The sequence below is a fragment of the Candidatus Eisenbacteria bacterium genome (assembly GCA_016867495.1).
Taxonomy (GTDB): Bacteria; Eisenbacteria; RBG-16-71-46; order CAIMUX01; family VGJL01; genus VGJL01.
Window position 1 is genome coordinate 18,647 of sequence record VGJL01000010.1, and the last position, 23,238, is coordinate 41,884.

Sequence of the window (23,238 nt, forward strand, 5' to 3'; positions counted from 1 at the left end):
CTATCATCGCCTCCGATGGAACCTGCGCGGAGCGCGACCCCGCACGGCGAAGGCGGCGGGCCAACGGCGGCGCGAGGCGGGACTGCGGATAGCCGGCCAGGGCCGTCTCGCGATCTCGCCCTCTGGGGGATTCTGGCGCTTGGCCTCTTGCTGCGCCTCTGGAAGCTCGACGGCGATCTGCCCTACGTCCTCCACTACGACGAGCCGACCATGGTGGACAACGCCGTCTGGATGTGGCGGCACGGGACGCTGAACCCGCACTTCTTCAACTATCCGACCGGCCTCATCTACCTGCTCGCCGCCTTCTACGGGCTCGTGATGCTGGGAGGAGTCATCGCGGGGCGGTTCGACGGTTTCGCGCAGGCGCTCCAGTGGATCGGTTCCGGGACCTATCCGCGTCCGCCCGAAGGAGGGGTTCTCTACTTCTACCCGACCCTCGGCGTCCCCGCGCTCTATCTGATCGGCCGCTCCATCAGCGTCGCCGCGGGCGTCATCGCGATCGCGGCGATCCATGCCGTCGCCCGCCGGATCGGCGGGAGTCCGAGGGCGGCCCGCATGGCCGCGTTCTTCCTGGCCGTTTCCCCGCTCGCCGTCGAGCACTCCCATCTGATCACCACCGACATGGCGTCGGCCGGGCTCGCGACGCTGGCGCTTCTCGGCGCGATCAGAGCGGAAGCGGGAGGAAGGAAGGAGTGGATCTTAGCCGGGATCCTCGCCGGACTCGCCGCGGGAACGAAGTACAACGCGGGACTCGTGGCCTTGGTCCTTGCCGCCCTCGCGGTGTGGCGCTGGCGCTCCGAGGGGATGAACGCGACCCGACTTCTCTTGTACGGCGCGCTCGCGGCGGCGCTCGCCTTCATCGTCACGACCCCTTATGCCGTACTCGACTTCTCCCGTTTCGCGAAGGACCTGGCGTACGAGTTCCACAGGGTCTCATCGATCACCCCGACCTTCCGGGGCGCTGAAGCCGTCGAGGCCACTCCAGCGGAGAAGATCGGAGGGATCGTCTGGCACAACCTGGGGGCGGCGGGGATGATCGCGGCCCTCGCAGGCGCGGCGGCGGCGATCAGGACGCGGCGATTCGGCCCGTCGGCGGTGGTTGTCTGGGTGGCGGCGACATTCCTGCCGATGTTCATGTGGGAAAGCCTGTATGCCCGCTACATCCTCCTTCCGTGGCCCGCCGTCCTCTTGCTCGCCGCGTGGGGCGTGGAGGCCGTCCTCGGATCGATCTCAAGGTGGCGGAAGCTCACTCCTGACGCGGAAAGGAAAGTCCTCGCCCTGCTCCTGATCCTGGTGCTCCTGCCGGGGACGATCCGTCTCGTCAGGCGCGAGTCGCGCCGCGCGACGCTCGATCCCCGGATCGAGATGACGGCCTGGATCGATGAGAACGTCCCGGCGGGAGAGAGGGTCGTCATCGAGCCGGGAGGGGCGTTCCCCCGGACGGATCGGCTCACAGTCGATAGGATCGACTTCCTCGGCCGCGAACTGCCGGCGACATACCTCTCCCGCGGGATTCGCTTTCTCGGCGCGTCGGGGCGGGAGCGCCTGGTCCGAGGAGAGGAAGCCTGCAGGGGCGTCTTCAGGAATCTCGACGCGATCAAGGACTCCTCCGACATCGTCTGGTCGCGGGATCGCTACGCGATCTACTACCTTCGCGGCCGGCTGGAGTGGGAGGACTCGCTCTCCGCCGCGCTCGATCGCGGGGACCTGGCCGGGGGGAGGGAGATGCTGGAAGCGAGGACGGAAGCGTTTTCCCCGACGCCGTATCTGTGGAAGACCCTCTCCTTTCTGCGTCTTCAGCTCGGGGACACGGCGGCGGCGGCGCAGGGGTATCGAATCGTCGCCGCCATGGACACGACGGATGTCGAGACGCCGTTGATCCTCTCGGACCTCGCGCTCGGAGAGAGGGACTGGGACGAGGCGCTGCGCCATCTCGCGGTCGCGCGGCGGATCTCCCCGCGGGCGCACCTGATCCATCACAACCTGGCGGTGGCCTACCTGTACAGGGCGCAGGATCGGCTGCGCGCGGGCGGCAGGGACTCGGCCCGAGTCGATTGGAATCGGGCGCGCGAGAGCGCGGCCTACTGTGCTAAGGTCGCTCCCGCGGATCCGGAGATGCTGGCCATCCGGGACCAGGTCGATCGGATGGGGCGAAGATGGGGATTCGAGGAGGGGAGACGACCTTGATCCAGGTTCAGGACCTGCGGAAGAGCTTCGGGCAGACGCGGGCGGTCGACGGGATCACCTTCGCCGTGTCGGAGGGGATGATCTATGGGCTGCTCGGGCCGAACGGCGCCGGCAAGACGACCACGATCTCCTGCATCACGGGACTCCTGATGCCGGACGGAGGCAGGATCGTCCTCGACGGATGCGAGCTCGCCTCCGATCCCATCCGCTTCAAGCGATCGATCGGCGTGGTGCCGCAGGAGACGGCGCTCTATCCAACCCTCACGGCCTACGAGAACGTGGCCTACTTCGCTTCCCTGCACGGGCTCTCGGGGGCGGATCTTCGCGGCCGGGCGGGGCAGATCCTCGATCGCGTCGGCCTCTCGGCAGGGTCGAAACAGCAGGCGCGGACCTTCTCGGGCGGCATGAAGAGACGATTGAACCTCGCGATCGGCTTGATGCACCGCCCTCGACTTCTGCTCCTTGATGAGCCGACGGTCGGGATCGATCCCCAGGCCCGCATCAACATCCTCGACGTGGTTCGCGAGATCCAGCGGGAGGGGACGGGAATCCTCTACACCACTCACTATCTCGAGGAAGCGGAGACCCTGTGCGACAGGGTCGGAATCATGGACCACGGCCGGGTTCTCGCCGAGGGGACTGTCTCCGAGTTGCGGAGCATGGTGGGGGAGGGGACGGTCGTCGCTCTCAGGGGGAAGTTCCGGGCCGAGGCGCTCCGCGCCTCGATCGCGTCCGATCCGAGCATCCATCTTCTCTCTCTCGAGGATGACGCGGCGATGCTCTCCGTGGGAGGCGCCGCTCGCGCGGTCGCGGATCTGCTCTCATCGCTTCTTCGCGGGGGAATCGAGGTCGAGGAAATCTCGATGAGGGAGGCGAGCCTCCAGAACGTCTTCCTCAAGTTGACGGGCCGCGAGCTGAGGGACTGACGGTCGTGCGGACGGTCTTGCTGTCGCTGCGAAAGGACCTGCTGAGGTGGGTTCGGTCCCCGATCCTGCCCCTGGTGTTCCTGTCCTTCCCGATCGTCTTCGCCCTGTTGATCGGGCTCGCGTTCGGGGGCGGCGATGAGATCGCGCCGATCAAGCTCGCCCTCGTCAACGAGGACGATGGAGTCGTCTCAAGGCTCATCTCCTCGGCCTTCACATCGAGGAGAGCGCCCGTCGCCTTCCAGATCCAGGAAGCGGACTCCGCAGGCGGATTGCGGCTCGTGGAGAACGACAAGGTCTCCGCCATGCTCCGGGTCCCCGCGGGATTCAGCGACAGTCTCTTCAGCGGAGGCACGAGCTACCTGGAGGTCGTGAAGAATCCCGCCGAGGCCGTCTACCCGCGGATCGTGGAGGAGTACGCCGGCGTGCTCGCGCTGCTGGGCACGGGCGCTTCCCGGATCCTCGGCGATCCCTTGAGCGGAATCCAGGAGCAGGTCGAGTCGAGGGCGGCTCCCACGGACGCATTCCTCTCGGCTGTCTCGGTCGACATCGGACGACAAGCGCGGAAAGCGGCCCGCTATGTCTTCCCGCCGGCGATCTACCTGCGGTCCGGAGAGACGGAAGGGGACGACCGTTCCTCCTCGTCGCCCCTCAAGGTGGCTCTCTTCGTCCTGCCGGGCATGGCGACCTTCGCCCTCCTCACCCTCGCCATCGCGAGCATGTCGGACTTGAGGCGCGAGAGATCGGCGGGCACGCTCGCCCGTCAGCTCGCGGGCCCGGTCCGCCCTTGGAATCCCGTCGCGGCCAAGATCGGCGTGACCCTGATCCTGGGTCTCATGTGTATCGTCATTCTTGGGATCCTCGCCGCGATGTGGGGAGACGGCAAGGTCTCCATCGCGGGCTTCGCTGTCCTCTCGTTCGCCTTCGCGCTCTGCGCCACCGGATTCGCGACGCTCATGCAATCTCTCTTCGAGTCCGAGACCGCCGGCAGCGCCTTCGGATCGATCGTCGTCATGGTGATGTCGCTCCTGGGCGGGAGCTTCATTCCTCTCTCGGTGCTGCCCGGCTTCGCCCGCAGGATCGCCCCCTTCACGCTGAACTACTGGGCGAACACGGGGTTTCACAAGCTCCTCTTCGAGAAGGCCTCTCCTGCGGAACTCCTTCCGAACGTGGGCATCCTGATCGGGATGGGTGTGTTGTTCGTGGCCGTCTCCCTGCCCTTGATGCGCAAGCGAATCCTGAGGGGGGCCTAGCGTGCTGCGCGCCGTCATCCTGATCGCGTTGGGCGAGCTTCGCCTTGTCTTCAAGGAGCGCTCGGCCATCATCTGGATGCTCGCGATGCCGATCGCCTTCATCGGACTCTTCGGATCGTTCATGGGATCGGGGAGCGCGGTGAGGCCGACAGGCCTGACGGTTCGGGATGACGACAACACATTCCTTTCCGAGCGCATGATCGAGAGCCTGCGAGGCGAGCTGTTCAGCATCCGGATGGCCGAAGAAGGAGACACGCTCCGCCCGCCGGCCCGCACTCTGACGATCCCCGCGGGATTCTCGGACAGCCTCGTCTCTGGACGGCGCGTGGGTCTGGGTTTCGAGGAGAGGAGCAACGCGAACGAACAGCACACTCTCGCGGCGCGCGTCCATGTCCAGAAGGCGATCGCTCGGATGCTCATGACCCTCGTAGAGATCGACACTTCCCTCGCAGCGGGCGGGCTCCCGTTGGAGGGAGAGTCCTTCCGGGCGGAGTTCCGTCGACTCATGGAGCGGCCCGATCTGATCGCCGCGAAGGCGCGAACGGCCGGCAAGGGCAGGGCGGTCCCGCAAGGATTCGCGGCGAGCGCGCCGGCCATGCTGGTTTTCTTCGTCATGATGAACACGGTGATCTACGGAGCCATCCTGTTGACGCAGGAGAAGCAGACTCGCTGTCTGGCGCGCCTCGCCGCCCAGCCTGTGAGCCGCTTCGGTCTGCTCTCCGGAAAGCTGCTCGGGCGGATCCTGCTCGCCCTTGCGCAGGCCGCCCTCCTCCTTGTCGTGGGCCGTCTCGCCTTTGGAGTCTACTGGGGACCGAGCCCGGCGGCCCTCACGGTCCTCGTCTTCTGCCTTGCCGCCGCGTGCGGGTCGCTCGGCCTGATGCTCGGCTCCGTTCTACGAACCACGGAGCAGGCCTCGGCGATCGGCTGGATCATCCCCCTCATCCTCGGCGCCATCGGAGGGTGCTGGTGGCCCCTCGAGGTCGTTCCCGGCTGGCTTCGGACCGCCGGGCACATCTCTCCGGCCGCCTGGGCGATGGATGGGCTCCACGGATTGATCTCGTTCGGTCGAGGGGGAGAGGCTGTGGTCTGGCCGAGTCTCGTCCTGATCGCCTACACGATCCTCTTCCTGGGCCTGGGAGTGAGGAAGCTGCGGAGCGAGTAGGCAGGGACGGCTGCTCGCCGCCTCACCGGGGCCCTCCGGCCTGGTTGACATCACCCCCGTCTCGCCCGATCATGCGACAGCGTGACAAGCAATCTCGAGGGACGAGAGCTTCTCGGGGGGCGTTACGAGATCCTCGTGAAGCACTCCCCAGACAACCGCAGCGGCAGCGCCGCGCTGTTTGCGACGGGTAGCAGCAGTTGACTCCGCCGGAATCGCGCGGAGTCGGAGGGCTCGCGCGTTGACGCTCCGAAGGCTGATCAGGGGTCTCAGGCTCTACGCGCAGGGATCGCTCGCCTGTCTCTATCTCGCGGCGGGGGGATTCCTTCTTCGCAGGAACCGGCCGCTCCTGCGCGAGGTCGCGAGCCGTCTCGGCTCCGGCGGCCTTCCGGGGGGGCGCCCGCGCGGGCTCATACCGCCGCGCCCTCTGGGGGAGGTCATCAAGACCTCGACGACCGTCACGCTCGCCGAGCTGGAAGATGCGGACGGGGCCGTGAGCCTTCTCGAGCTCGTCGTCATCGCGTCGCTCGTCCGGGAACAGGATCCCTCGCTGAGTCTCGAGATCGGCACCTTCCACGGCCGCACGACGCTGAACATCGCGATGAACCAGCGGCCCGGCACAGAGGTGATCACTCTCGATCTCCCGGCTGAGGACCTGCCGCGCGTCGACAAGGCGCTGGAGGACTCCGACAAGAAGTACATCCTCAAGGATTCATCGGGCGCCCGGTTCGCCGGCCGGCGGACGGAGGCGCGGATCGTCCAGCTCTATGGAGACTCTTCGCGGTACGACTTCTCCCAGTACGCCGGCAGGGTCGATCTCGTCTTTGTCGATGGCGCGCACAGCTACGACTTCGTGCTGAACGACTCCCGCGTGGCGCTGAGTTGCGTCCGCCCGGGGGGCGTTGTGCTCTGGCACGACTACGACACGCCGCACTGGCCCGGCGTTACGCGCGCCCTGAACGAGCTCTACCAGACGGACCCTCGCTTCGCGGAAGTCATGCACATCGAGGGCACGTCGCTCTGTCTTCTGCGCCGTTGAGCGCGGGATCGATCGGGGTGGGTTCGAAGGACCCCGACGGTTCCCTTCGCCCGAGTCCATCGGGAGCGGAGTCCACGGCGCCGGATTGCGGGATCAGTCCGCGAGCACGACCTTGCGCGTGTAGGCGACGCCCGCGGCGCGCAGGTTGAAGAAATAGACTCCCGCGGCGGCGCGCAGGCCCGAGTCGTTCGTTCCGTCCCAGGCGATCTCGTGCTTGCCTCCCGCGATCCGGCCATCGAGCAATGTCCTGACACGGCTTCCCTGCAGGTCATGGACCGCCAGGCTCACCGTCTCATCGAAGAGAAGCTCGAAGGAGATCGCCGTCGAAGCGCGGAAGGGGTTGGGCGCGACGCCCGCGATGGATCCGGCGGCGGGCGCGCCATCCTCGTCCACTCCCGCCGCAGGCAAGACGACCTCGAAGGAGTACCATGCCGCCGGCTCTGCGCGGGGCATTCCCTCCCGGCGATTCGACTCGTCGACGGCGTGGATGTAGTAGTCCACCGTCGTTGCGCTCGGTTGAGCCGGGATCATGGCCTGATACCAGTCCGCGGGCGCGTCGGGAAGCAATGTGGAGGAGGCGAAGGAAGGCGGCGTCTGACCGGTTGGATAGGCCCGCCACCAGACGAGGAGCGAATCCGCCTTCAGCCCCGCCTCGCTCCGGTCGTCGATCATCGCTCGAATCGGCACGGGGGCGTAGGCGTCCCATTCGACGATCGGGGTGTGTTCGATCCGCAGCATGCCGCCGTCGGCGATTCCCATGACCCTGCAGTGGAGGGCGTCGTCCGTCAGCCAGCCGCTGTAGGAGACGCCGATCACCTCATAGCCCGGCATGGCGGCGCCGTAGACCTGGAGGGCGTTGGCGTCCCCCGGCGACAAGCTGAACGTGGGGACGAGGACCTTGTCGTTCAGGATCAGGGAGTTTGTGTAGGCGGCGACGTTCGAGCCTCCGATGCTTGGGCAGAAGACCCGGACGACGCGGTAGTTCCTGCCCGTGGAACTCTGGAGGGAGGCGATCAGAGTCGCGTTCTGTTCGAGTTCCGGGTAGTCGCCGTGGCCCGAGGCGACCTGCTTCATCACGATCGTCTCCTCGTCGAGGAGCTTGGCCCAGCAATCGATGTGGTGAATCCCGGTCGTCGCGATATCGGGCACGACGTTGTAGGTGTTCAGTCCGTAGTAGTCCTGCATGAGCTGGAAGATCTGCTCGTGCGTCCTGCTCGCGTTTTCCGTCCAGACGAGATCGGTGGAGAAGGAGATCCCGTATCCATCGGTCATGTAGTTGCCGCCCGTGTGCCAGAGATCGTGCGTATGGACGGGGATTCCCCAGTGCTGCCCGCAGACGATCGGGACCGCGTTGTCGTTCGGCCTGTACGGACGGTTGTAGTAATGATCGATGATCCTGATGTCGCCGTTGCCGTCGAAGACGAACCAGGGGCCGTAATCGCGCGTCCAGTATGAATCGGACGGCGCGATGATCCAATCGACTCCGTTGGGGTCGATTCCGTTCGCCTGGAAGTTGGTCCGAGCTGTGCTGTAGGAGCTGGAGGAGACGACGCAGGCGATCTGGACGTCCTCGTCCATCTCGCGGATCAGCGAGTAGGGAATCCCGAGGGGGTAGCGGATGAGCGCCATCGTCATCGGTTCGTACTCGGCCACGTTGCGGATCGGCGCCGCCGGCGGCGGGTCGTTGACCAGGAGCCGCAGCGGGGGAATTCCCCCATAGGCGGCCCGCTCCTCCGGGGTCTCCCAGCTCGGGAGCTGCTTCGCCGTGCGGTCGACATCCCATTCCCAGCGGTCGATCGTCGGCGCTTCGAGGCCCGGATCTGGGGCGGAGATGGCGGGTATGGCCGCCAGAGCGAGGAGAAGCGTGAAGAGCGCGGGTACGGGATTGCGTGGCATGTTGCTTCCTCCGCGTCGCTGCGTGTTTGCGCCCAGGGGCCGAAGCAGGATTTTCACAATTCTACAGGATCTGACCGGCCTCTGACAAGCGGGTCGGCAGCGCGTCAGTCTTGGGCCTGCTCCTCGAGCCGCGCGCGGACGCGCTCCGAGATCTTCTGACCGCGATCGGATGTGCTGGCCAGAAGCGACCCGGCCCGAGAGGCGACATCGCGCGCCCAACCTTTGTCGGCGATTCCGGGAAGGTTGATCATCACGTTGTCGTAGGCGCCCTCCGCGCAGGCGACGGTGACGAGGGCGGCGACGGCGGCATCGCTCGCCGAGTTCGGGTTGCCTCGGGTAGCGGCGGCCTCCGCGAGATCGAGAACAGCGGCCGTTCGCTCGAGGACTCCCAGGGGAACGCGGATCGCTTCCCGGGAAGCCTCCTGGATCGCTTCCTCGCGCGCCTGCTGCTCTTGTGCGGTCTTCTTCGGCAGACGCCCGGCGGCCATGACGGCATTGAACGCGTCGGTGTCGCGGTCGATGTCATCGAGGAAGGCGTCCTTCAGGCGCTGGCCATCCTCCGCGATCTTGATCATCTCCTCTCGCGCCGCCTCGTGCCCTTTCTTGCCGACGGTGAGGTTCGCGACCATGGCCGCCAGGGCGGCGCCCAGAGCGCCGCAAAGCGCGGCCACGCTTCCTCCGCCGGGGGCGGGCGAGTCGGTCGACAGCTCGTCGACGAAGTCGCGCACGCTCCTGTCGATCAACAGGCGTCCCCCCTCGCGGACGCGGTACTCGATGATCTTCTTCATGGGATCGAAGGGCGAGATGTCGTTCAGCCCGAGAGACTGCACGGCCACATGGACGAGTTCGGCATCGGGGACGCCCGTCGATTCCCCTTGGCGCTCGAGATAGTAGCGACCGGCCGAGCGCATCGCGTCCAGCGGGATCAATCCCACCAGCTCGCTCCCCGTGACCCGGAGCCCGAGCTTGGCCGCCTCCGTCACGCAGGCCTCGAAGGCGAGATGCGGGGGCGTGAGGTGGTAGTTCAGCAGGTTGATCGAGACCTGCGCGCACCCGTACTCCTCGATCGACCATCCGACCGCCCGCACCGCCCGCAGAAGCCCGGGCTTCCGCACGGGACTCCCGTCCTCTGCGAGGACCTGCGCCCCGCTTGAATCGCGCGCGATCCGCCCCGTCTCGCGGATGTTGAGCGCGACCTCGTTGGCGAGCCGCTTGTCCCGCGTGTTCAAGTTCACGTTGTAGGCGATCAGGAAGTCGCGGGCGCCGATCACCGTCGCGCCGGATCTGGCGTTGAACGCGGCGGGGCCGAAGTCGGGGACCCAGGCGGGATCCTTCAGCTTGTCCGCGAGACCCTCGTACTCCCCGGCGCGGATGTCGGCGAGGCTTCGCCGCTCCGGGCGGGACGCGGCGTGCTCGTAGAGGTAGATCGGAATCGCGAGCTCGCGCCCCACGCGCTCGCCGACGGCGCGCGCGATCTCGACGCAATCCTCCATCGTGACGCCGCTCACCGGAACGAACGGACAGACATCGGTCGCCCCCATGCGCGGATGCGCCCCCTTGTGCCGGCTCATGTCGATCAAGGCCGACGCGCAGCGGATCGCGCGGAAGGCCGCCTCCGCCACGCCCGCGGGCGAGCCGACGAGGGTCACGACGGTGCGGTTGGTGTCCGCGCCCGGGTCGACATCGAGGAGGCGCACTCCCGCCACCCCCTCGATCTCGCGGGCGATCGCATCCAGGACGGAACGGTCCCGCCCCTCGCTGAAGTTGGGAACGCACTCGACCAGGCCGGCCATCCGCCGCCTCCTTTCCACGTCTCCGGAATGCCTGAGGCTACGGGCCCCGCCCGCCGCCGGTCAAGCGCGGGCCGGAGGGTCCGGCATCGGGACGAGCCCCGGCGGCCATCGTCCTTGAGGCGGTCGCCCCGGGGCACCATTCCCTCTCCCCCGCGCCCGCGGGGACCGCTATCATCTGTCTCCGGACCGCATGGCGTCGAGATTCCCGTTCCGTGGCGCCAAAGGAAGGAGAGAAAGATGAAGCACTCGTTCCCCCTCTTTATCGTGATGTGCGCCGTGGCAGGCATCGCCCTAACCGGCTGCGCCGCCAAGAAGACTCAGGTCGCGGGCGGCGCGGATCGATCGGGCGCCACCCCCGCGGACAAGTCGACCGCCGCTCCCGCGAAGTGGGAATACAAGGACGCCCCGACTCCGCCCTTCGATGGAACGCCCGAGAAGTTCCTGACCTCCTTCGGATTCGAGGAAGGAGCGTCGGTGCTCAAGTCCGAGGCCATGGGGGCATGCCAGGAAGCGGTGAAGGAGATCGAAGGGACGCCTGACGCCAGGATCCTCGCGGTCGGGTTCGCCGACGGGATCAAGGAGAAGGACACCGCGGAACGGCTGGGAACGGAACGCGCCGAGGCCGCCCGCCGCTTCCTGGGCACGCTCGGCATCGCCTCGACGCGAGTCCATGTCGCCTCCTTCGGATCGCGCTACTCCACCGCGCGGGACTTCGAGACGATCAAGCAGGGGCACGAGCGCAAAGTCGAGCTCTGGGTGTTGAAGTAGGCGGTCGCCTCGCCGCCCGGCCCCTTCGCGCGATTTCGTCGCGCCGGCCCGGCCTGGCGGAGCCCGAGACGCGGGGCGAACTCCGGGCCTACCGGATCGCCCCCTCCTTGCCCAGGAGCCTGCGCAGGAGTCCGATCTGGCCCAAGTGATACGCCTCATGGAAGTGGAGCATGGCGATCTTCTCGGCCACGGTTCCATCAGGACCCGCCGCCGTGAGTCGCTCGGGAGAAGTCCGCGCCAGGGCCGCCACGATCCTCTCCTGTGAGCGATCGATGGCGCCCAGGATCTTCTCCAGGGGAGCCGCGGCGCCCGCATCGATCATCGGTTTCGAGCCGCGGATGTAGGGGGCCGACTCCGCCTCGGTCCAGATCGCCGGCTCCTCGAGGAGCCGCAGGATCGAGTTCCGCTGCTGGGCGATGTGTCCGAGGACCCAGTTGATGCAGTTCCCCGCCCCGGGCGGCTGAGCGAGGCTCTCCTCGTGGGTGATCCCTTTCATGTTCACGCCGAGCACGTGGTGGTTGATGCCGAAGAGCATGGCCAGCACTTCCGCGTTCATCGTTCCTCCTGTGGGGTTTCTTGGCCGTCGGTCGCCCCCGGGCCTCCCCGCACGGTCCCGGGCATGGCGATCTCCGTCTCGAGCAGGCTGCGCAAGATGGCGAGGGCTGAGTGGATCGGGCCCAGATCCGGGTCGATCTGCTGGCAGGTGATCCGATGGCGCCCGCGAGCCGGCGTCCTGAACTCGACCGGGACCGGCGCCTCCGCGATCCGCTTGATGTCGCCGCGCGTGAGCGGCTCGCGGAACTCCAGCATGATCAGGCGCCGGCGTATCGTGGCCGTCTCGACGCCCGCCTGTCCCGCCAGGAGGCGAACCCTCCGCAGATCGAAAAGGTGCCGCCCCGGATCGGGGAGGGATCCGAATCGATCGCGGACTTCCTCCTCGATCGCGGCCACGCCCTCGATCTCATTCGTGTCGGCGAGGGACTTGTACAGGTTCATCTTCTCCCGCACGTCCGGGACGAAGCCGTCGGGGAGATAGGCCTCCAGATCGGTGACGATCCGCGCCTCGCGCGGCGCCTCGAGGGGAATCCCCTTCAGCTCGCGCACCGTCTCGTCCAGGAGGCGGCAGTAGAGATCGAAGCCGACGTTCAGGATGAAGCCGTGCTGTTCGGCGCCGAGGAGGTTCCCCGCCCCGCGGATCTCGAGGTCCCGCATCGCGAGCTGGAAGCCGGAGCCCAAGTCGCCGAACTCCTCGATCGCCTTCAGGCGCTTCTGGGCCTGCTCGGTGATCGATCGATAGGGGGGAGTGAGTAGGAAGGCATAGGCCTTCCTCGACGAGCGTCCCACCCGGCCCCGCAACTGGTAGAGCTGGGCGAGGCCGAAGGTGTCGCCGCGGTTCACGAGGATCGTGTTCACGTTCGGGAAATCGAGGCCCGATTCGATGATCGCGGTCGAGATGAGGACGTCGTACTCCTTGGCGAGGAAGTCGCGCATCACCCTCTCGAGATGCTGCTCGCGCATCTGCCCGTGGGCGATCGCGAATCTCAGGTGGGGGGCCAGGCCGGCGAGATAGCCCGCGATCGCGTCGATCGACTCGATCCGGTTGTGGACGAAGAACGACTGTCCGCCGCGGTCGGCCTCGCGCATCAGCGCGTGGGCGATCAAGTCGTCTCGGAACTCGACGATCTCGGTCTGGATCGGGCGCCTGTCGACAGGCGGCGTCATGATGGTGGACATGTCCCGCCCGCCGGAAAGGGCCAGATGGAGGGTCCGCGGGATCGGCGTCGCCGTGAGGGTGAGGCAATCGACGGTCTCGGTGAGCTTCTTCAGTCGCTCCTTGTGGACGACGCCGAAGCGGTGCTCCTCGTCGATGATCAAGAGGCCGAGTTCGCGGAAGACGACATCCTTCTGGATCAAGCGATGGGTGCCGATCAGGATGTCGACACGTCCCTTGCGAAGCTCCTCGATGACGGCCTTCTGCTCCTTCGCCGATCGGAAGCGCGAGAGCATCTCGACGCGGACCGGGAACTCGCGCAGCCTCTCGCTGAAGGTATCGAAGTGCTGCTCGGCCAGGAGGGTTGTCGGCACCAGCACGGCGACCTGCTTGCCGTCGATCACGGCCTTGAAGGCGGCGCGCAGCGCCACCTCCGTCTTGCCGTAGCCGACATCGCCGCAGACGAGCCGGTCCATCGGGGCCGGCGACTCCATGTCGGTCTTGACCTCGGAGATCGCCTTCAACTGATCGGGCGTCTCTTCGTAGGGAAAGGCCAGCTCGAGCGCGGCCTGCGCGTCGCTGTCAGGCGCGAAGGAGTGTCCCGGCCGGGAGCGGCGAATGGCATAGGTGCGCAACAGCTCCTCTGCCATATCACGGATCCGGCGCTTGATCTGCGCCTTCTTGCGCGCCCAGGTCGGCGTCCCGAGTCGGCTGAGCTGCGGGCGATGCCCTTCCTCGGCCGAGTAGCGCTGGACGACGCTCAGCTGCTCGACCGGGATGTAGAGCTTGTCGCCTCCCGCGTACTCGAGCGTCATGCAATCGGTCTCCTGCCCGTCGACGAGCAGGCGCGAGAGCCCGCGATAGACGCCGATGCCGTGATCGATGTGGACGACGAAGTCCCCCTGGCTCATCGCCAGAAGCTCCTTGACGGAGATGCCGCGCGAGAAGCGGCGGCCGGCGCTGCGGCGGCGGGTGCGGGCGAAGATCTCGTGGTCCGTCAGGACGGCGAGGCCGATGTCGGGAATCTCGAACCCGCCCGCGAGGTTGCCGACATGGAACTCCGCCGGGACGGGATGGAGAAGCTCGGAGAGCCGTTCCCGGTGGGGCTCGGTGTCGCAGAGGATGTGGATGCGGGGGCAAGTCTCCCGCAGGCGGAGGATGTAGGAGCGGGTCAGCTCCAGGTTTCTGCCGAAGCGCTCGGCGGGGCGGGTGTGCATCCTGTGGGCGTCTTCTTCGCCGGCATCGCTCGCCGACTGCGAGAACTCGATTCGGACGGGGGTGGAGTCGTCGGGCGCCTCGATGGAGCGATCACGGGACTCGCCGGCATCGCAGCGCGTCGCGCCGGCGAGATCGGCGAGAACGGCGAAGAGACGATCAGGCGGCGAGACGACGCGGCCTCCCTCCACCGCCGTCTCATAGGCGTTCGCGGCTGCCTCGATGATCGCCTCGGATATCGATCGCAGCCTCGCCGGCTCCTCCAGGACGATCCAGGCGGGCGAGGGAAGATAGGCCCCCGGCTGGACGAGCGGAATGGGATAGAAGCCCGCCAGCCATTCCGAGCCGTCGAACATCCCCTCGCCGCGGACCAGATCGACCAGCGCCTCCTCGACGCCGCCGCGCTCTTCGAGGACGCGCCCGGCCTCCTCGCGCTCCGCCGCGGACGGCTGAAGGGCGGCAGTCGGCAAGATGACGACCTCCTGCTGCGTCCCAAGGGAACGCTGCGTGAAGACATCGAACTCGCGGAGGCTCACGATCTCGTCGCCGTCGAACTCGCAACGCACCGGGTGCTCTCGGCCGAGCGTGTAGATGTCGAGGATGCCGCCGCGCCTGCTCGCGTCACCGTATTCTCCGACCATCGGGGAGAGTTCGTAGCCGACATCGACGAGGTGCCGCACCAGGATGTCGGGATCGGCACTCTCGCCCACCCTCAGCGTCCGTATCCGATCTCGCAGCCATGCGGGCTCGGGGACCTTGCGCATCCAGGCCGGCGGCGTGGTCACGATGACGCGAAGGTCGCGCAACATGGGGAGCGAGGCCGGGGAGCCGAGGGCGAGGGCGCTCAGGATCTCGGCCCGGACCGACCGCGCTGGACTCCGGGCGGGAGCGGCCCCGTATGGGTCCTCGCCGAGATCGGGGAAGAGGACGGCGGAGCGCGGCCCCAGGAGGAAGTCGATGTCCTCCCGGATCTCGTCGGCGTCATGAGCCTCGGCCGTGATCAGGACGATGGGCGCCGCGCGCTCTCTGGCCAGCGCGGCGAGGGCGAGAGAGCGCGTCGAGGCGACCAATCCTCCGATGCGAGCACGTTTTGCCCCGCCTCGAAGGTCGGCGAGGACCTTCGCGAAGGCGGGCCAGGCGGCGAACCTCTCGAGGATGGAGTCCGCTACCGAGAGGCCGACCCGAGCGTCCGCTCTTGGCATCTAGGGCGGGAGTATAGCGGATCGCGGAGGCGATGAGCGCTCTTCGAGGCGGGGTCCGCGCGGCCGTGGTCGCATCCTCGGCGTCGGGGCGGTTGCTCCATTAAGCCTTGCGGTTGTCTCCTCGGCATGGAGGAAAGGGAGTGTTGAATGTCGGGGTTCCGGTGTATGATGGACTCGCCCAGGAGATAGGCCGGCGCGGGATGGAACACCAGGGAACAGGCCAGATTTCGAGCCCCCGCAACCCCGGCCATCCGGCAGGCGACAGGCGGGAGATCGGCGTGACTCTTCGCGGCGACTATCCGACCATCTCGCACCGCTCCGCGGCATATCCTCGTGGAGGCGCAGCGGCATCGCGCCGTTTTGTGGGAACCAAGGAGACAAGGAATCTGAACAAGGTCTTGCGCCGCAGGTTGCTGGTCGGAGTCGCTGCCCTTGCTACCCTTCTTTCCCTATCCTGCGACTCGAACGAAACCGATGAGCGCGTGCCCCCCGCGTCCAAAGGGCTGTCCGGTGTGTGGGTAGGTGTCGTTTACGACGCGTGCGACATTCCCGAGATGGTCGATCCGGAGTTGGTGCTGGATCTCGTCGAGGTCGATTCGGTGATCGCAGGAACGTCCTGGATCCGCTGTGGAGGGGGCCCAGATTCATTGGTTTCGGGTGTGTGGAATGGCGGTCTGGTGTCCTTCTGCAGTCGTGGTCCAGAGGCCGACCACGAGTTTTCTGGCTCCCTTGTGGGTATGAACCGCCTCGAGGGTACGTACCGGTTTCGACTGAGGGCGACGGGCGAGTACGTTTGGAGTTCATCCTGGTATGCAGATCGGGAAGACTGAGGACCGTGAAGGTCGCCGTGCATAACGGCGCGGTGGAGCAGGCGGCGATCCCGTCCCGCTCTTGGCGGAGGTGCTGCAGAGTGAAGCGACGGGCCCGTGTGGGCCAACAGCGGTCCGAATGGCCGCAGCTCAACGAGAGCGTTATGACTACGGGCGGTCGCCCACTACCTGTTGTGCGACGACCAAGTCCAGGAGGCGTATTTGCTCTTCTCTTTGTCATCGCGTTTTCGGCTCCGGGGTGCTGCGTGATCGGCGCGGCTGCAGCACATCGGAGCGAGATCAAGAGGGATCGGGCAACAAGAGGCAACGTCGGGTTGTTAAACACGATGACACGGGGCACGATGGTCACTGTCAAACAGGCCGGGGCGCCCGCTGTCACCGGCAAGTTCCTGGGGTGTTCGGTGGCTGGAACGAGCGACGCCGAGCCTCTGGGGGGGGGTGGCGACGAGTTGCTACATCTTCGTGTTGGTCGGCGATCCGTAGCAATCAGGACGGAGCATGTTGAGTGGGTGGAGCTGAAGTCCTCTCCTCATGTAGTATTGGCTGGCTTTGGCGTGGGCTTAGCTGTTGATCTCTTCGTTCTCTATCGTTTGTTTCTGCCGCTTTCCGGCCTAGGGGGTTATGGGACACTGAGATGAGCAATGCATGAGTCGTAACAGCGTGGTGGAGCAGCCGGCGATCCCGTCCCGCTCTTGGCGGAGTGGCTTCAGAGGAATGCGGAGGGCAAGGGTGGGCCAAAAGCGGCCAAGTCCGCCGCTGCTTAACGCGAGCGTTGGATACTGCTGGGGAGCCCATGAGATGAAACCCGCCCTCGTCGCGTTGCTGATCGCTTCATGCGGGGTGGTCGCTGCCCAGCCCGAGGTCACGCCGATCGATGAGTGCGGTTTCCTTGAGCAGGTCGGGGACTGCATCTTCTTTGAACCGAACAACAGCTGGGATCTACTCGTCACCGACCTTGCAGTGCTTCCTGACTCGCTTGTCTATAGACCCGTGAGGCTCATCGGTGATCTGGTCTCCTGTCAATATGACTGTGCCGGGTGGACATACCGCAGCTGCATTGTCGGCACTCAGGTTGGGACATGCGAGCGCGTCGACCTGGGTTGTGGTGTCCTGCAGGAGGACGTCACGGACTTCTGCCATGTCTGGATCTCTCCAGTACACGGCATTCTACCTACGTCACTCTATGGTCACGCAGACGGTGATACGGTTAGAGTGCTTGGCGTCATCGACCGCAGTGTTCTATCAACGTGCATGTTCGGGGACGGAAGCCTCTGCAACGAAGTATTCTACGAATGCGTCGACAGCGTTGACGCAACCAGGAACATCACATGGGGCAAGCTGAAAGGCATCTTCAGGTGATCGGCGCGGTGCCGAACGGCGCGGTGGAGCAGGCGCCGGATCCGTCTCGCTCTTGGCGGAGTGGCTCTCGAGGAGTGCGGAGGCCAGGAGTGGGCCAAGAGCGGTCGGTCTCGCCGCTGCTCAACGCGGGCGCTAAGCACATGCGAGAGAGACGTATGAGTCTAGCTAAGACATGGTTCAGCACCTGCCTCATGCTGAGCTTAGCCGCATGCTCAACAAGCGAGGCGGAGCGAATCGATAGCTGCGGCCAGATCTACCGCGATCGTGACTGCTTGCTCTTCTTTGCGTACGGGGGTCCTCATCCAGGTTGTTCCTACGTTCTCCCGGACACCGCTCAGCTGGCGGTGGATTCCGAGTGGCGTATCGTCGGTGATGCGCGACGGATGTCACGCAGGTGTGGGTACATCACGTACTACAACGCCTTGGATCCCGTGAGCATTGGTCCGTGCGTCCCGGAGACGCTGGGTTGCGGTGTGCTGTGGAATTTCGAACCGGAGTATAACTGCTACGTCTGGTCGAAGCTTGGGTACGTAGAGACCAGGCTGCTGACGGACGGGCTTCATGGGTTCGATTTCGGGGATACGGTCTTCGCGGTTGGGATTCGAATGCCTTGCATCGACATTTGCATCTGTGGATGCGGCTGCCTGGTCCACTATGAGTTCAGCGCGTGTGGTGACACGCTGACACCCGTAGAGAGAATGTCATGGGGCCGGGTGAAGGCCCTCTACAGGGAGTGAAACGGAGTGCCTGACAGCGCGTTTGAGCAGGCGGCGGATCCGTCTCGCTCTTGTCGGAGTGGCTCTCGAGGAGTGCGGAGGGCAGGAGTGGGTCAAGAGCGGTCAGTACCGCCGCTGCTCAACGCGGGCGTTGGGGGTCTATTCAGGAGGGCCCGACCCTGAGGCTCTGTATCCTGTTCCTGGCAGTGCTACTCGCAGTCCACGTCCCGCGGGCATACGGCCAACTGATCTTCGGCTGCGACGCCTCACTCCATGGTAGCCGGGTTGTTCCGCCGACTAACTCGCCGGGCGGCGCCTCATTCGAGTTCACATTTGCCGCCTGCGCAGGTTGCTATGACTGTGTGACTGGGTCCACGGTTGACTCGCTCGCGGTGATCTTCCGTTACCAGCTCTTGGCGGGGACGCCGACAGGTGCCTCGCTTTTTGCCGGGGAGCCAGGAGTGAACGGTGTCTTCCTGCGTCGGATGGCAAGTGGTTACTTTGCGAGCGGCGATACACTGTACGTCCACATCATCCCTGACGAGTGCGACGACTTCACGTATGGAAGCACCTACGTGGTCATCGAAACCGATGTGTATCCGAGCGGGGAGGTTCGCGGGCAACTGAGATGTCACGTATCTCCCGTTGTGGAGGAGTCGTGGGGTTTCCTCCGTTCGCTGTATCGATGACCCCTAACAGCGCGGTGGAGCAGACGGCGCTCCCGTCCCGCTCTTGGCGGGTTAGCTGGAGTGCTCGTTCGCTGGTCCGTGTGGGCCAAGAGCTGTCCGAATCGCCCGCAGCTCGACGCGGGCGTTACATCCCTTTACGTGGTCCCGCCCAGCATGAGGGGAGCTGCTACTCCGGGTTGTGCTCCAAGAATGTCACTGTGGAGGAACACGATGAGATCTCGCCTGACTCTGAATCACATACTGGTTCTAGGACTAGTAACCTGCCTGACGGCCGGGTGTGGCACTTCCTATACACTCTCAATGCAGGCTCACCGCGATCCTCTCAACGACAGCGTTGTGACCGCCGCCTTGAAGGGTGCGCCTTGTCGAAAGGTCATGGTGATACCTCCATCCGGAACTATTCGGGGGAAGTTCGATCGATTCATCGCCCTGTTTGAAAAGGAGCTCATGAGAGCGGGTGTCACCGTGGTTTCGGGTGCCGTTACTGGCAGGATTGTCCTGAGCACCGAATCTGACACCACTGTCCACCGGGTCGAAGCGGCGAGGCCGCTCTCCGACGCTGAGAGGGCGTTGGTCATGGCCGAGGGAACTGGAGCGGAGGCTTTGTTTCAGCTCGGCGACTTCGAATGGGAGGCCTCATCACCAACTAGGTTCTTTGCAGCTCTTCCACCAGGCTCAGCCAAGCAGTTCATTGAGGTTAGCCGAGATGAGTATAACAGTACCTCCAGACTGAGGAGACTCTGCTTCGAATCTCAGAAGCTTCGCTTTACTGGTCGGCTCACTGACCTGCAGTCCGGGACGTTGCTGGCATCACTTGATGTAAGCTGTCCAATGAACTACACGCTCCCTGAAGACTACGTAGCGCGCTTTCGTTCTGACTCGAGGGGTCCTGATGTTGAGCACATGAAAGAGAACTTCGCGTATAAGGAAGGGTCATGGGTCGAGCAAGCACGGGGGGATACTGAGATTCGGGTGATCCGTCTGATAGCAGCACTCATCACGGGTCGATGAAGGGAGCATGAGGGGGTGGTCGTAACCTGATCTAACTACGCTTGAGCAGGCGGCGATTCCGTCCCGCTCTTGGCAAAGTGGCTCCTGGGTGACACGACGATTCGGGGTTGCCTAAGAGCGGTCCGGTCCGCCGCTGCTCACCGCGGGCGTTGATATGACTTCCACTGTCAAGGACGTTTGAGAGCTGGCGGTTTACATGCGTGTTCTCCGGGAAACGAGAAGGTTCAGGGAAGAGGCGGAGCCAGCAGTCACGACGGTTGATCCTGCTGATATCCGTGGGTTGGTTACCACCTTGCTTGATTCCGTCCAGCGCCTTCCTCTGTCTAGGCACGAGGGTCGACCGAAGTCGCCTCTTAACGCCGCCGAGGGTTGCGCCAAACCGGGGCCGCGCCTCTTCCCGGAAAACCGGTTCATGCCTGGTTCGCCGAGTGCGGACTCAGGCCTTCCCGTTTACCTGTCCAGCGATCGCCCACATGAAGGCGGCGAGTTCGCGGGCGATGGCGGTGACAACGACGTTGGGGTTCTTGCCTCGCGCGGTCAGCCGACGGAATCGCTTGCAGAGCCGGACCTGCGCTTTCCAAGCGATGTCCTGAACGGGCTTGGGGAGTTTCTCCAGCCGTTTCCGGATGTGTTCGGAGACCTTGGCCGGATGGCGGTAGGCCCAGGCGCCTTCCACAAGGGCGCGGCGGGCATGGGCATTGCCCCCTTTGGTGATCCCACCCTGGCGCCGGCCCTCGCCCGAGGAGTACTCGCTGGGGATCAGGCCCAGGAAGGCGGCGAGCTGTCGGGGAGTATCAAAGCGAGTCAAGTCTCCGATCTCGGCGACAGCGGTGACGGCGGTGATCTGCTGCACACCGCGGAGGGCCTGCAGCGCCTCGACGACGGGGTTCAGGCGCCAGCCAGGGAGGAACTCGGCGAGGTGTTCTTCGATCCGTTGCAGCCGCTCGGCATGGTCGTCGATTGCGCGGAGGTACTCTTGGAAGACGACCTGTTGCGCCGGGGTGGGACAGACGATGCGGGCGAGGAACCGACGGTGGGCGTCGTTCCAGTTGGCGCGGCCGACGTAGTGGAGGCCGAGGCGAAGGAGAAAGGACTTCAGGCGCTGGCGGGCGCCCTTGAGATCGATGACGGCATCCTCGCGGGCGCGGGAGAGGTCGCGGATAGCCTCATCCTCGACCTGAGGGACATAGGCCGTGGTGAGGTCGCCGGAGCGCAGCAGGCGGGCGAGCTGCACGGCGTCGCGGCGGTCTGTCTTGAGGCGATCACCGGGCTTGCGCGGGATGAGAGAGGGAGCGACGACCAAGCACTCGAGTCCCTTGGAGGTGAGATGTCGATAGAGGACGTAGCCACAGGGGCCGGCTTCATAGGCAAACACCACGCGCGAGGCACGACTCTGCAGCCGTCGGACCATCTTGTCGATGTCGCATTCGCGGGTCCCGATGGGACCAACGAAGATCGGTTCATCGGTGCGCTCCGGCCCGCAGGTCGCCACCGCGATCGAATCCTTGTGCACGTCGAGACCCACGAAGAGGACGGTGGTAGACTGTGACATGGCTGACCTCCCGATTCGGTTGGATGCCTTTGGTGCCCAACATGCGGCTCTGGCCTTCGAGGCTAACCCGCGACAAGGTCGGGGGGCAGCCACTCCGACGAACGGAAGTCATGATGTCTAGGCATCTGAAGGGTAGTGGTGTGAACCGACTGAGGACGTGGCTTAGCGTCGGTCTCTTTCTGGGCATGGCGACGCTTTCTGCAGGAGCGGAGGGGGAGCGCATCGATTCCTGCGGCCGGATCTCCCGTATGGGCGACTGCCTCGTGTTCCAGGCGTACTCGGGCTCGCCGCGTCGCGACTATGTGCTGCCCGACACGACCTATGTGAAGGTGGGTTCGGAGTGGCGGATCGTAGGCGATGCCCGGCTTCAAACGCGAGTGTGCTGGACCTGGTCCTATCGGTACGCTCTTGAGGTTATCAGCATCAGTCCTTGTGTTCCGGAGACGCTTGGCTGCGGCGTTCTGTGGGATTTCAATCCGGACTACGACTGCTACGTCTGGTCGGAGCTTGGCAACGCGGCGAATACGATCCTGGTGGGACCTGACCTTCATGGTTACGCCCTCGGGGATACTGTCCGGGCGATTGGAGTTCGTGACCCCTGCCTCGACGTCTGCATCTGCGGTTGCGGTTGTCTTTCTCAGTCGCGATTCACCAGCTGTGGGGACACGGTGACGTCGGTAATGAAGCTGTCATGGGGCCGAGTGAAGGCCCTCTATGGGGAGTGAAACGTGACCTCTAACCCCGCGGTGGAGCAGGCGGCGATCCCGTCCCGCTCTTGGCAGGGTGGCTCCCGCGTGACACGGCGGTTCGGAGTGGGCCAAGAGCGGTCCGGTCCGCCGCAGCTCAACGCGAGCGTTGGCTGAAGGCGAGTATCATGACGATCAACCTGAGACCGGCGACCGAGAACGACAAGTGGTTCTGTCGGCGAGTGCATCACGAGGCGTATCGCGACGTGGTGACACATCAATTCGGCAGATGGGATGAGGCCATGCAGGATGCGTTTTTCGACAAAGGATGGGCTTCGACTCCCCATCAGGTCGTCGAACTGGCCGGCAGTCCGGTGGGATGCTTCAGTCGGGAGATCGAACCAGACCACATCTTCCTTGCGGAAGTGCAATTGCTGCCGGAGTACCAGAATCGAGGCATCGGATCGAGTCTTGTGAGACTGCAGCAGGACGAAGGCGCGAAATTGGGCGTGCCCGTACGCTTGCGTATCTTGAAAGAAAACCGAGCGCGGCGGCTGTATGAACGGCTGGGTTTTGTGGTCACCGGCGAGACGGAAACGCACATGGAGATGGAATGGACAACCAACAAGCCCATACAGGCGGCGCGGTACCCGCGCGCCTGATGGGCGCCGTTATGCCAACGAAGAGACCCGCGAGTTGATCGGCGCAAGGGGTAGCTGAGCAATGAACCAGTCTTCTCGAATACGACTCGTCGCCCTGGCAGCTGGACTCGTTGTCGGGTTCCTATCAGGTTGTGCGGACTCGGGCGACGACTGGGAATATACCGATTGCGTTGTCTTCACCCTGGCGCTGCCAGACACGGTCGATGCCGGCCAGTCAATCTCCGCTCGCGTCACAGGAGCCTCGGGTTGTGCTCCCTGCTGTCGATTCGAGGGCGTTGCGGTTGGCGAACAATCAGGCTGGTGGGTGCTCGAGCCGCGCACCCGATGCAAGCGGAACCCCAGCAGCCCCTGCCCGCCCTGTGACTACTTCTTTGACGAGCTTGTCACCATACCCGGGCAGAACCCCGGTTTGCTACGGGTGCGAGCCGTTTCCTATGGTCACGATCTGGTGGATTCAGTCTGAACCGCCCCGGGTTTTCCGGAGAGTTCATTCCGTGACTCCGGCCAATTCGGCTGGAGTCTGTTGACGACGATAGTACGCCTCCTCATGCTCAACCGGTGGAACATACCCGATCGGCTCAAGGAGA

General features: G+C 65.1%; 18 protein-coding genes. 13 read left to right on the forward strand and 5 right to left on the reverse strand.

The annotated features are described in order from the left end of the window. Window positions 1–15 precede the first annotated feature (15 nt). The 5 genes from FJY88_02890 (at window position 16) to FJY88_02910 (ending at window position 6,561) form a co-directional block, all read left to right on the forward strand. Window positions 16–2,187, forward strand: coding sequence for a phospholipid carrier-dependent glycosyltransferase (locus tag FJY88_02890; protein MBM3286286.1), 2,172 nt, complete (start codon window positions 16–18; stop codon window positions 2,185–2,187). Next, complete coding sequence (locus tag FJY88_02895) at window positions 2,157–3,113, forward strand: ABC transporter ATP-binding protein (GenBank protein MBM3286287.1); 957 nt, start codon at window positions 2,157–2,159, stop codon at window positions 3,111–3,113. Before FJY88_02890 ends, FJY88_02895 begins: the two co-directional genes overlap by 31 nt. Continuing rightward, window positions 3,011–4,363 carry an ABC transporter permease gene (locus FJY88_02900; GenBank protein MBM3286288.1) on the forward strand — a complete coding sequence of 451 codons (1,353 nt, stop codon included), beginning with the start codon at window positions 3,011–3,013 and terminating at the stop codon, window positions 4,361–4,363. Before FJY88_02895 ends, FJY88_02900 begins: the two co-directional genes overlap by 103 nt. Window position 4,364: 1 nt before the next feature. Then, the gene (locus FJY88_02905) at window positions 4,365–5,525 is read left to right on the forward strand and encodes an ABC transporter permease (protein ID MBM3286289.1); all 1,161 of its coding nucleotides are present in this window, start codon (window positions 4,365–4,367) and stop codon (window positions 5,523–5,525) included. 238 nt (window positions 5,526–5,763) lie between these two features. After that, on the forward strand, window positions 5,764–6,561 hold the full coding sequence (locus tag FJY88_02910; protein ID MBM3286290.1) for a class I SAM-dependent methyltransferase: 798 nt from the start codon (window positions 5,764–5,766) through the stop codon (window positions 6,559–6,561). A 93-nt stretch (window positions 6,562–6,654) separates the two neighbouring features. Here FJY88_02910 and FJY88_02915 read toward each other — a convergent pair whose 3' ends face one another. Both FJY88_02915 and ftcD read right to left on the reverse strand, forming a co-directional pair. Further along, window positions 6,655–8,457, reverse strand: coding sequence for a hypothetical protein (locus FJY88_02915; GenBank protein MBM3286291.1), 1,803 nt, complete (start codon window positions 8,455–8,457; stop codon window positions 6,655–6,657). A gap of 104 nt (window positions 8,458–8,561) precedes the next feature. After that, on the reverse strand, window positions 8,562–10,250 hold the full coding sequence (ftcD, locus tag FJY88_02920) for a glutamate formimidoyltransferase (protein MBM3286292.1): 1,689 nt from the start codon (window positions 10,248–10,250) through the stop codon (window positions 8,562–8,564). A 27-nt stretch (window positions 10,251–10,277) separates the two neighbouring features. Here ftcD and FJY88_02925 point away from each other — a divergent pair, with 27 nt between their 5' ends. Next, window positions 10,278–11,018, forward strand: a complete 741-nt coding sequence (locus FJY88_02925; protein MBM3286293.1) for a hypothetical protein — start codon at window positions 10,278–10,280, stop codon at window positions 11,016–11,018. A gap of 88 nt (window positions 11,019–11,106) precedes the next feature. Here FJY88_02925 and FJY88_02930 read toward each other — a convergent pair whose 3' ends face one another. Together FJY88_02930 and mfd are read right to left on the reverse strand one after the other, a co-directional pair. Continuing rightward, window positions 11,107–11,574 (reverse strand): DinB family protein, encoded by a 468-nt coding sequence (locus FJY88_02930; GenBank protein ID MBM3286294.1) that lies wholly within the window; start codon window positions 11,572–11,574, stop codon window positions 11,107–11,109. Continuing rightward, a complete protein-coding gene (mfd, locus tag FJY88_02935) occupies window positions 11,571–15,146 on the reverse strand; it encodes a transcription-repair coupling factor (protein ID MBM3286295.1) in 3,576 nt (1,191 codons plus the stop codon). Before mfd ends, FJY88_02930 begins: the two co-directional genes overlap by 4 nt. Before the next feature lie 200 nt (window positions 15,147–15,346). Here mfd and FJY88_02940 point away from each other — a divergent pair, with 200 nt between their 5' ends. From FJY88_02940 to FJY88_02960, 5 genes are all read left to right on the forward strand, one after another. Beyond that, window positions 15,347–15,976: a hypothetical protein gene (locus tag FJY88_02940; protein ID MBM3286296.1), complete on the forward strand. Its 630-nt coding sequence runs from the start codon at window positions 15,347–15,349 to the stop codon at window positions 15,974–15,976. 798 nt (window positions 15,977–16,774) lie between these two features. Beyond that, window positions 16,775–17,335 (forward strand): hypothetical protein, encoded by a 561-nt coding sequence (locus FJY88_02945; protein ID MBM3286297.1) that lies wholly within the window; start codon window positions 16,775–16,777, stop codon window positions 17,333–17,335. Window positions 17,336–17,490: 155 nt separating this feature from the next. Then, window positions 17,491–18,072 carry a hypothetical protein gene (locus tag FJY88_02950; GenBank protein ID MBM3286298.1) on the forward strand — a complete coding sequence of 194 codons (582 nt, stop codon included), beginning with the start codon at window positions 17,491–17,493 and terminating at the stop codon, window positions 18,070–18,072. Between the two features lie 50 nt (window positions 18,073–18,122). Then, entirely contained in the window at window positions 18,123–18,740 is a 618-nt protein-coding gene (locus tag FJY88_02955; GenBank protein ID MBM3286299.1) for a CHRD domain-containing protein, read from the forward strand. 210 nt (window positions 18,741–18,950) lie between these two features. After that, window positions 18,951–19,751, forward strand: coding sequence for a hypothetical protein (locus tag FJY88_02960; GenBank protein MBM3286300.1), 801 nt, complete (start codon window positions 18,951–18,953; stop codon window positions 19,749–19,751). A gap of 436 nt (window positions 19,752–20,187) precedes the next feature. Here the strand turns inward: FJY88_02960 and FJY88_02965 are convergent, their stop codons facing one another. Next, complete coding sequence (locus tag FJY88_02965) at window positions 20,188–21,303, reverse strand: IS110 family transposase (protein ID MBM3286301.1); 1,116 nt, start codon at window positions 21,301–21,303, stop codon at window positions 20,188–20,190. A gap of 140 nt (window positions 21,304–21,443) precedes the next feature. Between FJY88_02965 and FJY88_02970 the strand changes: the two genes are divergently transcribed. Continuing rightward, complete coding sequence (locus tag FJY88_02970; protein ID MBM3286302.1) at window positions 21,444–22,028, forward strand: hypothetical protein; 585 nt, start codon at window positions 21,444–21,446, stop codon at window positions 22,026–22,028. 149 nt (window positions 22,029–22,177) lie between these two features. Continuing rightward, the gene (locus FJY88_02975) at window positions 22,178–22,651 is read left to right on the forward strand and encodes a GNAT family N-acetyltransferase (GenBank protein ID MBM3286303.1); all 474 of its coding nucleotides are present in this window, start codon (window positions 22,178–22,180) and stop codon (window positions 22,649–22,651) included. Window positions 22,652–23,238 lie beyond the last annotated feature (587 nt).

Coding starts and splice junctions, on each gene's coding strand:
- FJY88_02930 (MBM3286294.1), bottom strand. CDS start 11,574: ATGAACGCGGAAGTGCTGGCCATGCTCTTCGGCATCAACCACCACGTG.
- FJY88_02975 (MBM3286303.1), top strand. CDS start 22,178: ATGACGATCAACCTGAGACCGGCGACCGAGAACGACAAGTGGTTCTGT.
- FJY88_02960 (MBM3286300.1), top strand. CDS start 18,951: ATGAGATCTCGCCTGACTCTGAATCACATACTGGTTCTAGGACTAGTA.
- FJY88_02890 (MBM3286286.1), top strand. CDS start 16: ATGGAACCTGCGCGGAGCGCGACCCCGCACGGCGAAGGCGGCGGGCCA.
- FJY88_02950 (MBM3286298.1), top strand. CDS start 17,491: ATGAGTCTAGCTAAGACATGGTTCAGCACCTGCCTCATGCTGAGCTTA.
- FJY88_02945 (MBM3286297.1), top strand. CDS start 16,775: ATGAAACCCGCCCTCGTCGCGTTGCTGATCGCTTCATGCGGGGTGGTC.
- FJY88_02915 (MBM3286291.1), bottom strand. CDS start 8,457: ATGCCACGCAATCCCGTACCCGCGCTCTTCACGCTTCTCCTCGCTCTG.
- FJY88_02965 (MBM3286301.1), bottom strand. CDS start 21,303: ATGTCACAGTCTACCACCGTCCTCTTCGTGGGTCTCGACGTGCACAAG.
- FJY88_02895 (MBM3286287.1), top strand. CDS start 2,157: ATGGGGATTCGAGGAGGGGAGACGACCTTGATCCAGGTTCAGGACCTG.
- FJY88_02925 (MBM3286293.1), top strand. CDS start 10,278: ATGCCTGAGGCTACGGGCCCCGCCCGCCGCCGGTCAAGCGCGGGCCGG.
- ftcD (MBM3286292.1), bottom strand. CDS start 10,250: ATGGCCGGCCTGGTCGAGTGCGTTCCCAACTTCAGCGAGGGGCGGGAC.
- FJY88_02940 (MBM3286296.1), top strand. CDS start 15,347: ATGGAACACCAGGGAACAGGCCAGATTTCGAGCCCCCGCAACCCCGGC.
- mfd (MBM3286295.1), bottom strand. CDS start 15,146: ATGCCAAGAGCGGACGCTCGGGTCGGCCTCTCGGTAGCGGACTCCATC.